Origin of the sequence: Glaciecola sp. SC05, assembly GCF_041380235.1 — a bacterium.
GTDB lineage: Bacteria > Pseudomonadota > Gammaproteobacteria > Enterobacterales > Alteromonadaceae > Glaciecola.
Genome location: NZ_JBGIYY010000006.1, coordinates 37,464 through 50,319 on the forward strand (window position 1 = coordinate 37,464; position 12,856 = coordinate 50,319).

10 protein-coding genes are annotated in these 12,856 nt (G+C 43.6%); 6 read left to right on the forward strand and 4 right to left on the reverse strand.

Translation table 11 applies throughout. The features are described from left to right. Positions 1-11 precede the first annotated feature (11 nt). A complete protein-coding gene (locus AB9H30_RS07000) occupies positions 12-1,079 on the forward strand; it encodes an agmatine deiminase family protein (RefSeq protein ID WP_371193938.1) in 1,068 nt (355 codons plus the stop codon). Next, the gene (locus AB9H30_RS07005) at positions 1,069-1,974 is read left to right on the forward strand and encodes a carbon-nitrogen hydrolase (protein ID WP_371193939.1); all 906 of its coding nucleotides are present in this window, start codon (positions 1,069-1,071) and stop codon (positions 1,972-1,974) included. The genes AB9H30_RS07000 and AB9H30_RS07005 overlap by 11 nt, the downstream gene beginning before the upstream one ends. 21 nt (positions 1,975-1,995) lie before the next feature. Here AB9H30_RS07005 and AB9H30_RS07010 read toward each other — a convergent pair whose 3' ends face one another. From AB9H30_RS07010 to AB9H30_RS07020, 3 genes are all read right to left on the reverse strand, one after another. Continuing rightward, entirely contained in the window at positions 1,996-2,757 is a 762-nt protein-coding gene (locus tag AB9H30_RS07010) for a hypothetical protein (protein ID WP_371193940.1), read from the reverse strand. Between the two features lie 146 nt (positions 2,758-2,903). Continuing rightward, on the reverse strand, positions 2,904-3,617 hold the full coding sequence (pdeM, locus tag AB9H30_RS07015; protein WP_371193941.1) for a ligase-associated DNA damage response endonuclease PdeM: 714 nt from the start codon (positions 3,615-3,617) through the stop codon (positions 2,904-2,906). After that, complete coding sequence (locus tag AB9H30_RS07020) at positions 3,614-6,151, reverse strand: ligase-associated DNA damage response DEXH box helicase (RefSeq protein WP_371194082.1); 2,538 nt, start codon at positions 6,149-6,151, stop codon at positions 3,614-3,616. The genes pdeM and AB9H30_RS07020 overlap by 4 nt, the downstream gene beginning before the upstream one ends. 351 nt (positions 6,152-6,502) lie before the next feature. Here AB9H30_RS07020 and AB9H30_RS07025 point away from each other — a divergent pair, with 351 nt between their 5' ends. The 4 genes from AB9H30_RS07025 (at position 6,503) to AB9H30_RS07040 (ending at position 12,115) form a co-directional block, all read left to right on the forward strand. Then, positions 6,503-7,522: a ligase-associated DNA damage response exonuclease gene (locus AB9H30_RS07025; protein WP_371193942.1), complete on the forward strand. Its 1,020-nt coding sequence runs from the start codon at positions 6,503-6,505 to the stop codon at positions 7,520-7,522. 2 nt (positions 7,523-7,524) lie between these two features. Continuing rightward, complete coding sequence (locus AB9H30_RS07030; RefSeq protein ID WP_371193943.1) at positions 7,525-9,219, forward strand: cisplatin damage response ATP-dependent DNA ligase; 1,695 nt, start codon at positions 7,525-7,527, stop codon at positions 9,217-9,219. A 98-nt stretch (positions 9,220-9,317) separates the two neighbouring features. Then, positions 9,318-10,967, forward strand: a complete 1,650-nt coding sequence (locus AB9H30_RS07035) for a diguanylate cyclase domain-containing protein (protein ID WP_371193944.1) — start codon at positions 9,318-9,320, stop codon at positions 10,965-10,967. Beyond that, complete coding sequence (locus tag AB9H30_RS07040) at positions 10,964-12,115, forward strand: alanine racemase (RefSeq protein ID WP_371193945.1); 1,152 nt, start codon at positions 10,964-10,966, stop codon at positions 12,113-12,115. Before AB9H30_RS07035 ends, AB9H30_RS07040 begins: the two co-directional genes overlap by 4 nt. A gap of 35 nt (positions 12,116-12,150) precedes the next feature. Here the strand turns inward: AB9H30_RS07040 and AB9H30_RS07045 are convergent, their stop codons facing one another. Further along, positions 12,151-12,759 (reverse strand): glutathione S-transferase family protein, encoded by a 609-nt coding sequence (locus tag AB9H30_RS07045; protein ID WP_371193946.1) that lies wholly within the window; start codon positions 12,757-12,759, stop codon positions 12,151-12,153. Positions 12,760-12,856 lie beyond the last annotated feature (97 nt).

Sequence of the window (12,856 nt, forward strand, 5' to 3'; positions counted from 1 at the left end):
GGGTTACTTAGGTGTCATCAACAACACAACAACAAGTTACATTGCTTCCTGAGTGGGCAAAACAAGAAGCGGTAGTGATTGCATGGCCGCATATGCAAAGCGATTGGTTGCCATGGATAGATGCCGCGAGAGCCACTTATGTGCAGTTAATAGAGGCACTTAACGACGCGCAAGTGACGGTCATTTTGCTTTGCTCAAAAGCCGAACTAGGCATCGTAAAATCAATGGTCAGCCTGAATGCAAAAACGCTGATTGTGCCTACCGAATATAACGATACTTGGACGCGAGACTATGTATTTGTAACCTGTGAGAGTGCACTGGGCAACCAACCGGTCGAGTTTTTATTCAACGGCTGGGGCCAAAAATTTGATGCTAGCGCTGATAACCTTGTGAATAAAGGCTTAAGCAAGCTCTGTATAAACCCTCTGGTTTCATGCGACATCGTGCTCGAAGGCGGCGCGATTGAAATCGACCAAAATAACATTCTGATGAGCACCTCATCTTGCCTATTCAATCCCAAACGCAACGGGGATATGACAAATGAACAATACCATGGGATATTTGAACAATATTTAGGGGCTAGGCAAATCAACATATTTGCTAATGGGCATTTGATTGGCGATGATACTGACGGGCATATCGATACACTGGCTCGATTTACGCCTTTGCGCAGTATTGTCATGCAAAGCGCATTTAATCGCCCAGACGACCCTCATTTTGAAGGCTTAAACGCCCTTAAAAATGAGCTTCAAGACGCCTTTCAAGGCTACCCCATTTTTGAGCTACCCCTACCAGACATGCGCAATAGCGATGGTGAGCGCTTACCCGCGTCCTATGCTAACTTTTTAATCTGTAATGAGAGTGTGCTTGCTCCGGTTTACCAGCAGGCTGAAGACCAATTAGCCGTCGAAATCTTGCAAAAAGCCTTCCCGAATCACAAAATTATTGCCATTGATTGCTCGACCATTGTCCAGCAGTATGGCTCTTTGCACTGCATTACTATGCAAATACCTGAACATACTTTGAAGCCCGAAATTTTGGACTTGGCTCAGCATGGAGTGGCCGTTTATGAAATCTAATACCGCTAATCGACGTTTAAAAGTCGGCTTGGTTCAGCAGTCTGTTGCCTCAAATAATAAACAAGAAAACTGGAAAAAATCAGCCGATAAAGTCCGCGAATTAGCCGCCGATGGCTGCCAATGTATTTTATTGCAGGAACTACACTCAACCCTATATTTTTGCCAGAATGAAGACGTCAATGCATTCGATCTTGCCGAGCCAATTCCTGGTCTTGCCACAGAATTTTTTGGCGCCTTAGCGAGAGAATGCAATATCGTTTTGGTTACCTCATTATTTGAAAAACGTGCACCCGGCCTATATCACAACACCGCAGTGGTATTTGATCGCAGTGACAAGATTGCAGGCACATACCGTAAAATGCACATTCCAGATGATCCTGGTTTTTATGAGAAGTTTTATTTCACTCCGGGTGATTTAGGTTTCCAACCCATTGATACCAGTGTCGGTAAGTTAGGGGTCTTAGTATGCTGGGACCAATGGTACCCAGAAGCCGCTCGTCTTATGGCGATGAATGGCGCTGAAATTCTATTTTACCCTACCGCGATTGGTTGGGATCGTAACGATACAAAAGAAGAGCAATATCGCCAGCAGGGCGCTTGGGAGACTATTCAACGAGCCCACGGTGTGGCAAATTCATTGCCGGTTGTGGTTGCCAATCGAGTTGGCTTTGAAGCATCGCCCGATTCCCCAGATGTAGGTATCGACTTTTGGGGGCATAGTTTTATAGCTGGTCCGCAGGGTGAATTACTCGCCATGGCAAGCGATGAGCAAGAAGCAACCCTTTCGGTGGAACTTGATATGGAACGCAGTGAAAACATCAAACGAATTTGGCCGTATTTTAGAGACAGGCGCATCGATGCCTACGATAAATTGAATCAACGCTGGGGTAAATAAGCCTATTTGGATAGGCGAATATTAAAAAGGCGCCATGCCGGTATCTGTTCCGTGCTGTTGCATAGACCCCGCTGAAGGTTGCGGGTCTTTTTTCTCTTCAAGCCACAAATTTTCGACACTGTTTTCAGTCGCTGCAAGTGTCTTTGTCACTTCTTTTATGGAAATTTCAAGGGGCGCAATAAGTGAGCTATTGCGTTTATGTAAATAGTGATAAACAGGCTGGCGACTAATTTCAATATAGCGATACCGTTCATTGTCTCTTAAAAAAACGGGCAAAAACAATTCACTGGTGACAATTGCATTGACACGGTTGCCCTTAAAGAATTTAAATAAACCTTGATGCTCTGCTAGTTCAATCACTCGATTATCCAAATCGCTCAAATTTAATTCATTGGCGGGAAATGTAAAGCCAGACACGACGCCCAATGACTTTAGTTGGCCCAACTCACACTTTGGACAAAGTTTACGGTTGATCACCACCAGTGTTTTACTTGTTAATAGGGGAACATTTACTTTTAGCAAATTTTGGTAAGACTGAGTGTGCGATTCTAAACGTAAATCTAGACCGTCAATTACGCCGGCATTAGCGCTAACTGCGCTTCGCATATACGGTAATTGAGTGTAATTTATACGGATCCCTAGCTTTTCATAGGCCTGTACTAAAAGCACATTTGTTTGTCGGTACTGCTCATCAATTGGCGCTCTATTTAAGGTCAAGCTCGAAGCCAATACAGGCAAGGCAAAAAGTAAAATTATTAAGAAAGGCAGAGGTACTAGTCGCATCTTGCTCATCGCTAGGTTGATATTGTTATTATTTTTGTACCGATGCATCAGTTGGTGCGTTCACAGCAAGTAAGCTCTATGAGTGCATTGAAAAAGTAAGTCAAAACAGATAGTTGCTGACTAAAACCATGCAAAAGTATGCTTTTTCATAACATAAACAGCTTTTTATGGTAGGTCAATAATATTTGTGGTTTTTTTTGTGTAAATAAGCTTTTAATCGCTGCATGTTCGCTGCTCAAGCCGCCTGTGTACTTGCCAAAAGCAGGCATTAGCAATAGCTCTTCGCCAATTAAAAAAGACTTTCCGGTAAGCTTTTTATTGTTCAATTTGTAACTTGTTTTTGGATGAAAATGCCCCACTATTTGCCCCTTACAAGAAGAATACGTTGATATATCCTCTGGCTCATGTACAAATAGCACGGTATCCAAAGCAAGCGAATGTGCACGCTCACCGCCTAAACTCACAGGAATATCAGGGTCGTGATTTCCCAACACCCATGTCCATACCTCGACTTTTTCGATCAGTGTGTTTATTGCATGGATATCGTCACTCTGCATGCGTTTTTCGGCATTGCCATCATGAAAACTGTCGCCTAAACACAACACTTGCTTTGGTGCATACTCATTGATTAAATCCCGCATGCGCGAAATTGTCTCTCGCGTATCAAAGCGCGGTAAAGGGTGCGCAAACTGCGTCAAAAAACTCCCCTTTTCAAAGTGTAAATCAGAAAAAACCAGTAAATCATACATGGGCCAAAAAAGTACGCCTCTCCCATCTACGATTAACCGCTTATCGCAGAACCTGACAGGGATAACCGTGTTGTTCTTCACCAGATTATGCAGGTCTTCAGCGGCAATCACTCGGTATCCTCACGTTGTGCTGTGCTCAATAAATCTCGAATGTCGTCCATCATGTTTTCGGCCTCTTGATATAGATTTGCCTGCTCTAACAACGCCTGCATGCCAGCCCCAGTGACTTGTTCACTGCGTACATCTAAGACAATTGGAATAGCCATCGGCGATGGCTTTTGCAGCGTTTTAAAATCGAATGCACCGTCAAAACGTATGAGCAGATCAGCAGTTCGTGACAAATCTAGTAACTCCCGTTCGGCGTCTTCTCGAGTAACTCTCAGCAGCACGTGCTCTTTATCGTATTCACGCAAAGTGTCGTATATTAAATCCGTTGAAAATGTGACCTGTCGCATGGTTTTCTTTGTGCTGTGATACTGCTGTTCAATCAAGCCACTGATCACCGCAACCCTCCTAAAAGAGCGTTTTAGCATGGCTGCCTCAAGCATCCAATCTTCTAATTCATCGCCTAACACATCGGGATTAAACAACTGCGGGATATGCCTCTGCTCGACTTTATTTAAAGCACAAATAGAGAGCCCATAGTCAGTAATAGAAAAGCTCAGTGGTTGCAGACCAAGCTTTTCCATGCGCCGAGTGATTAACATCCCCAATGTCTGATTAGCTTTGCGACCTTCAAAGGTATAAAACAAGATATATTCGGCTTTCCTAAATGGAAACTGCTCGATGAGCACCTTATCTCGACGCGGTATCATTGAAAACGCTTGCTGCAGGGCAAGCCACTCACGAACTTGCTTAGGCAACTGCCGCCAACTCTCTGGTTCGTTTAGCAAGGCTCTAACAGCGTCGGCTAAATAAGTGGACAGCGGCATTTGTCCGCCCATATAACTGGGAATTTTAGGCTCTTTGGCCTTACCCGGTTTAGCTTCTACCATCATGTCGCGGATACCTTCAAACCTAAGCACTTCTCCGGCAAAAAAGAAAGTATCCCCCTTTACCAATTGTTGAGCAAAGTACTCTTCCACTTCACCAATGATTTTACCTTGATGAGCACGGCGCAAACGTTTGACTTTAAGCCTTCCTGCTTCAACGATAGTGCCGATATTTTGGCGATGGCGCATAATTACACGTTTTGAGGCTGGCCGATATAAACCGGGCTGATACTCTTCCAAACGGTTATAGCGTTCATATGCTTGCAGCGCATAACCTCCGTTTTTTGTAAAAGCCCAAAGCTGCAAAAATGTGTCTTTGTCGAGTCCACTGTAGGGAGGCGAATCGAGAACCTGCTGGTAGATTTCATCGATACCGGCAGCTGCGCTGCAAACACAGTTTAAAATGAACTGAGGCAAAATATCCAAAGCACCCGAGAGCGGCGTATCACCGTCTAGTTCGCCTTTTTTTATCGCATTAATGGCTGACAAACACTCTAAAGCTTCAAAACGATTGCCTGGCACCAACAAAGCTTGTGAGGGCTCATCAAGACGATGATTAGAGCGGCCAATGCGCTGCAGCAAACGACTTACCCCTTTTGGCGCGCCCATCTGAATAACTAAATCTACATTTCCCCAGTCAATGCCCAATTCCAAAGCAGATGTGGCGACAATGGCCTTTAACTTGCCCTGTGCCATCATCGCTTCGGTTTTCTTACGCTGGTCTTTACTTAATGAGCCGTGATAAATCGCAATCGGCAACGCTAGCTTATTTTGTTCCCAAAGCGCCTGAAATATCAATTCGGCGCTGGCGCGGGTATTCACAAATACGATGGTAGTGCTAGCTTTAACAATCGCTTGATATACCTCTGGCACCGCATATTTCGCCATGTAGCCGCCAAAAGGCATACGCGCTTTGCTATTGAGAATTTTCACACTAGGTTTTACGCGGCTTTTTGCTTCAATGATATTCACAGGCTCCGAGCGGGCTCCTAACCAGCTTGCTAAGACATCAGGATAAGCCACCGTTGCAGACAGGCCAAAACGCACAAAGCCAGGGCATAAGTGCTCTAATCGCGCCATCGCAAGATTGGTAAAATCGCCTCGCTTAGTATGCGCAAAGCTATGTACCTCATCGATAATCAAGCATTTCAGCTTAGCAAAAATGATCGGAGCATCTGTATATGACAACATCAACATCAAGGATTCAGGCGTAGTCAACAAGATATGGGGCGGCGCCTTACGCTGTTTTTGTCGTTGATAAGCGGTGGTATCTCCAGTGCGGCTGGCCACTTCAATGTCTAGGCCCATATCGCTGATAGGCTGATGTAAATTTCGTTCGATGTCGTAAGTCAATGCCTTTAAAGGTGAAATATACAGCGTATGTAGACCGATTCGCTTCGCTGGTCGAGCCTTTTTTTGACTGCCATGCAGCTCTTTTTGAGCGTTTATTGTTTGATGTAAATCGATAAGGCTGGGCAAAAACCCAGAAAGGGTTTTCCCCGCTCCCGTAGGTGCAATAAGCAGGCTGGATTGCTTGCGTGTAAATGCCGTGGCCATTTTTAACTGATAAGGGCGAATGTCCCAAGCCTTGGCATCAAACCATTGCTTGAAAATATCGGGGATGCGCGCACGTTTATTCGAAAAATCGCTGATGTGATGGTTCCTTATTTTGCCCTACAAACGCTTAGCCAGTTTACTTAAATTCTATGATAAGAATCCTGACTGCAACATGCCCCCTGCTCTGGAATGACTAATTTGCGCACCGCTCGTCTATTTTTTTGTTTTAGAGGGTTTTATTCTATGCTCTACACAAGCAGTCAATACCCACTAGATACTGCCAATTGCAGACTTAAGTTTAGCGTCCATCCATCTTTACTGCGCTAATAGATTTGAACTTTGCGAAGAAATTCGGACTGCTAAGCTTGAGAACATTGCAACAATCGTAAATCTTTCTCATGTATATTTGCGTATCCAAGTGTACATTAAGCAACAGTGAGATCTGGCTTGGCGGCTCCTAAGCATCCCGATAAGTGGATTAAAACCGATAGTAATGGACTTTACTGCAGTGCACTCGATGCTTACATCGACCCTATGCAGCCGGTCAAACGTGCGATTGTCACCCATGGGCACGCTGATCACGCTAGACCAGGCCATGGCGAAGTGTTTGCCACCCCGCAAACACTGCAAATTATGCAGATTCGCTATGGTGATGATTTTTGTGAAACACCTCGAGCTCTGCCATACGGTAAAACCGTAAACATCAAAAAGGGGCAACTGCATTTTGCACCCGCCGGACATATATTGGGCTCAGCGCAAGCGGTCATTGATTTTGCGCAGCATCGCTTAGTGCTCTCTGGCGACTATAAACGTCATTATGACCCCACCTGTGAAGCGTTTGAAGTAACACCTTGTGACGTGTTCGTTACTGAGGCAACCTTCGGTCTGCCGGTGTTTAAACACCCCAATATTGATGACGAAATGCAAAAGCTACTTGATTCTATGCAATTATTTGCAGACCGCTGTCATTTAGTCGGTGTTTATGCACTTGGCAAATGTCAGCGTTTGATGCTGTCACTGCGAGGTCTGGGCTATAGCAAGCCTATTTATCTGCACGGCGCCCTAATTAAGCTATGTGAATTTTATCAAAGTCAGGGAGTTGACTTAGGTGCTTGGATACCCGTTACCGAAGTCTCTGATTTAAAGAGTCTGAAAGGTGAGTTAGTGCTTGCTCCACCATCTGCATTAAGCGATCGTTGGTCTCGCAAACTGCCAAATGTCATGACCGCAATGGCATCAGGCTGGATGCAAATTCGCGCACGTTCTAAACAACGAAGGGCAGAGTTACCGCTGATTATCAGTGACCATTGTGACTGGCCTGAATTGATCCAAACCATTACACAGGTAAATCCAAGAGAAGTATGGGTCACTCATGGGCGTGAGCAAGCCTTGGTGCATCAAGCCCAAAAGATGGGGTACAAGGCCAAAGCCCTTTCATTGATTGGTTACGATGAGGATGAGAGCTAAATATGGAAAGCTTTGCGGAGCTAGTAGACAAACTCTACTTTACGTCTAGTAATCTCGCGAAATCAGCATTGATAAAAGCATATTTAAGCAATACTAAAGATCCCGATAGAGGATGGGCAATTGCTGCTATTGCAGGCACCTTGAATTTTGATTTTTTTAAGCGCAAGTTAATTAAGGATCTTATCGAAGAACGGGTTGACCCTTTGCTATTTGCGCTAAGCTACGACTATGTCGGAGAGATGAGCGAAACCGTATCGCATTTATGGGTAAGCGAGAATGACGACCCACCGGCCCTTGCTACCTTACCCAATTTACATTCTGTAATAGAGCGATTCGCCGAAGGCTCGCGCAGCGAAAATCGAACATTTCTTATCAGTCTTTTAAACAGCATGTCAGCATCCCAACGTTGGGCACTTTTAAAATTAGGTACTCGCGGACTAAGAATTGGCGTTTCTGTGCGCTTTTTAAAAAAAGTATTAGCTGAATACGGACAGCAATTTAACCCCGACATTTGCGTCGAAGACATCGAACGCCTTTGGCATGGGTTAAGCCCACCATACCAATCATTACTAAGCTGGCTTGAGGGAAAAACTGAGATACCCGACGTCAGCGATAGCGTGACCTTCCAACCGGTGATGCTCTCCCATCCGTTTGATGAAAATGAAATTGAAGCCATTACGCCAGAGCTTTGGCAGGCCGAATGGAAATACGATGGGATCCGTGTGCAGTTAGTAGTGACTAAAGCCGGTAAAGCGCTATTTAGCCGAACAGGCGATGACATCAGCGCTTCGTTTCCTGAAATATTAGAAGCGCTTGATATCGAGCATATTCATGGCATTTTTGACGGCGAACTGATTGCGCTTAATCCAGTACAGAACGAAGACCTAAGCACATTTTCAAAGCCCTCAATCCCCTTCCAAGGTATTTTGGACGTAAAAAATGATACTCAGCAGTGGCACATAGGCTCATTTAATCAACTGCAACAAAGATTAAACAAAAAGAAGCCCAGCAAAAAACTCATCGCTGAATTTCCGGCGGGGATCATTCTTTACGATGCTTTATTACTGAACAACGTGGACTTAAGAGATAAGAGTTTAGAAAAGCGAAGTAATGCACTACAGAGCTGGTTCAGTGCTCAACCCTATGCGCATCTGCATCTGTCTGTTGCGCTTAGATTTTCTAATACCGAGCAACTGCGAAAGTTAAGAGAACAAGCCGCTGGACTTGAACAAGGCTATATCGAGGGCCTAATGTTAAAGCGTAAAACCAGTCAGTATCACTCGGGCCGACCCAAAGGCAAATGGTACAAGTGGAAACGCAATCCAAAATTAATTGATGCGGTAATGATGTATGCTCAGCGCGGACATGGCAAACGCTCTTCGTTTTACTCCGACTATACATTTGGCTGCTGGCAGGGGGATTTATTACTGCCCGTTGGTAAAGCGTATAGCGGATTTACCGATATAGAACTTAAGCGCCTCGACAACTGGATCAGAAAAAACACAATGGCTCGTTTTGGACCGGTAAAAGAAGTACATAAAGCGCTGGTTTTGGAAATCGCTTTTGACTCTGTACATGTTTCTAAAAGACACAAATCGGGAGTGGCTATGCGATTTCCGAGAGTACATAGAATTCGTTGGGATAAGCCCGCAAGTGAAGCCAACCAACTTTCTGATTTAAAAGATTTGATACAATAGATTACGTTGCTGATACTTTTTAAGCAAACTAGATTTTTTAAACAGCGTATACTTGGATTAATGTTTTCAACCATAGTTTTCATAAGGTAAAGCTATCTATGCTGCTTCGGCACAAGCTAAACTTCTTTATTGCCTTAACTGGCCTGTTGACCGCCTTGCTTAGCTATGGTGTAAGCGTATGGGTCCTCGATAATTTTCTTGCCAAAAAAAACTCCGATCAAACACAAGCGCTGACCAGCAGTATTCAACAAGATATTGAAGTATTCGATCGCTTGTTGCTACTGGCAGAAGAAAAGTGGGAATCAGAGCTAAAAACTTCTTTACCCGCGCTGGCGAAGGAACTTTTCGAGCTATCTTTAGATAACAACGACATTTCTATCGCTGTCCTAGAAGCGCTCAAAAGCAAATATAATCTTTCAGATTTACATTTGATCGATAAAGACATGACCGTTTTTGCAAGCACCTTCGAGTCTGAAATAGGCTTAGATATGAACGCTTATGGCAACGACTATGTAAAAAATATACAAGGTGTGCTCAACCAAGATTTGTTTTTTACTCATCGCGTTTCATTATCAACCATTACCGGAAATTTAAAAAAGTATGCTTATTTCAGCCAAAAAGGCAGCGACATCGTAATTAATGGCGACATAGACCTTAAAGAGCGCTTGCTTTCAGAAAATAAAAACGAAGTAGCGGATTATTTATTTGGTGACTATGTCAAAAAACTAGTCGCAAAATATAAAACGATTAGCCGAATTGACCTATTTATTTTAAGCCCCGTTGATCAGTGGTCATTGTTCAATCCCGGTGTCAGAATTGAGGAAGATAAAGCAAGAAGTCTATTTAATGGCACTTATCGGCAAGCCGAGCAAAGTAAATCAATTATTCAGCATGTAGACTTACAATCGTATCGCAGAGTCGGTTTTAAAGCCTTTTTACAAATAGATTTTGATGATTCACTGTTGGCAGAAACAAAAACGAATCTGCGGATTTTTCTACTAGTCAGCGCGACTTTAATAGTACTCATCAGTTTTTTTATCATACATATCATCACCAAAAAACTGATTTTAAATAGATTTGGACATTTATTATCACAAATTCAAGAAAAGCACTCCGATCAAGATGATGCTATACACTTGGCAGGTAATGACGAACTATCGCGCTTAGGCTCCGAAATTAACAAGTTGATGGAGCGTATTAAGATAGAAAAGGATACGAATAAATGGCTTACCGGAATATCCGAAAAAGACAGCTTAACTGACTTAGGCAATCGGCGCTGGTTTGACCAAAAGCTTGAGTCTGAATGGGCCTTAGCCAAGGCCAATGGCGATGACTTTTCAATAGCGATGATTGATGTCGACTGCTTTAAAAATTATAACGACGAATATGGGCATATTGAAGGCGACCAATGTTTACAATCCATTGCCAGTGCATTGCTGAAAATAGTCAATTCTGAAAGTGGTCATATCGCCCGCTATGGTGGCGAAGAGTTTGTTTGTATTTTACCTAAAACGAATATGGCAGATGCCAAGCATATTATGGAATCGATGCAGGCAAGCATTAAAGCGCTCAATATCATGCATGAAAGCTCGGATGTAGCCAGTTATGTAACCTTAAGCTTAGGTTGTTTTAGCGCTAGTGGGCGCAATAATATTGAGGCAAGCGAAATTTTAAAGCGTGCTGATTTATTATTATATCAATCCAAACGCAACGGGAAAAACTGTATTACCCAAGATGAATTAATATGAATATCAATGAACTGAATACGCCTTGCCTATTAATTGACCAACAAAAAATGCGCCACAATATAGCAAGGCTATCGACGCATATCGAAGGGCTCGCCTGCAAAATACGTCCGCATGTTAAAACACATAAATCCATAGAAATCACCCAAGAGATCATTGCAGGTGGCAATGTAAGTGGCATAACTGTGTCTACGATAAAAGAAGCTCAACATTTTTTTGCGAATGGCTTTAGCGATATTCTATATGCAGTAGGGATTGTTCCTAACAAATTTGCTCAAGTGCGCGCATTGCGTGAGCAAGGCTGCGATATTAAAGTTATCTTAGACAGCCTAGAGGCTGCCATCTTGCTGATAGACTATGCACGTCAAAACAGTTGTTGGTTTAGCGTTCTCATTGAGTTAGATGTTGATAATCATCGTGCAGGTGTTAACCCGTCAAGCGATGATCTAATCGAAATTGCAAAAGCACTCGCATGCGCTGCTAATATAGACTTTCTGGGTGTAATGACTCATGCCGGAGGTTCATATCAATGCGCTACCCTTGATACGCAAAAAGCATTGGCAACACAAGAGCGTGATCTTGCGGTATTTGCGGCTGAGCGCATCCGAAAACACCAGATACCCTGCCCAGTTGTTTCTATCGGATCGACTCCCACGGCTTTTGCAATTGATGACCTTAGCGGAGTCACTGAAGTAAGAGCCGGTGTTTATGTGCTGTTTGATTTAGTAATGTCTGGCTTAGGTGTATGCAATGAGACCGATATCGCGATCAGTGTGCTTGGTAGCGTCATTGGTTTTCAAAAACAAAAACAGCATGTACTAATTGATGCGGGTTGGATGGCTATGTCTAGAGACAGAGGCACCAGCGGTCAAGCAGTTGACCAAGGCTACGGCGTGATTTGTAATCACAGGGGCGAGATACAGTCTGGGCTGATAATACATAGTGCCAATCAAGAGCACGGCATTGTTGGCACTCGCTCTCAAACTCTCTCAAACGAACAAGAGCTCAAGCAACTGAATCAATTTAACATTGGTGATGTACTAAGAGTACTGCCCAATCATGCATGCGCTACCGCCGCGCAGTACGAAACATACTATTTGGTTTCTGGCACTGAGGTTTTAGCACAGTTGCATTCAGTAAATGGCTGGTGAGCATACGAATATCATCAGCCCAAATAGAATGTAGCTTATGCTTTGGCAGAAGGTCTATTTCTCATTTGTTGGTACCATCGGGTTAATTGCGGGTGCTCATCGCCCAACTTTATGTCAACCACCCGCGCAAAATCGATTGAGCAAAACGCGGTAATATCGGCAATCGAGTATTTATCTCCCGCAATGTATTCGCTTTGCTCCAAACGCCGCTCTAAAACTTTAAGAAACTTTACAGCATTGATACCGGCTTCTTTTCCATACTCAGGCACGGGCGTCATCCTATCTTTAAAATAGCCGGTGCTATGCTGAAAACACATACCAATTTGCATGAACAAGCAAAATTCTACTTGGCGCTGCCACATCATTACTTGCCCCTTTTCTAGAGCCGTTTCACCAAACAAATAGGGCGCAGGTTGCAGAGCTTCAAAATAGGTGCATATTGCGTCGCTTTCACTAATGCAGGTTCCATCATCTAGCTCTAAAATAGGAACTTTACCGATCGGGTTCTTTGCGCGCATGTGTTTGGAAAGGTTTTCACCCTTTTCAATATCGACCTGTACATATTCCATTTCAATGCCTTTTTCAGCCAAAAATATTCTGACGCGGCGCGGCGTAGGAGCAGTCTTAGTATCGTAAATTTTCATGTAAACAATATCCTGTGGTCAATCGTTAACTGTGCTTGAAAAGTGTGCACCCTTTTATATCGAGCTTTATAGTAATACACCTATATCTAAGCACTTA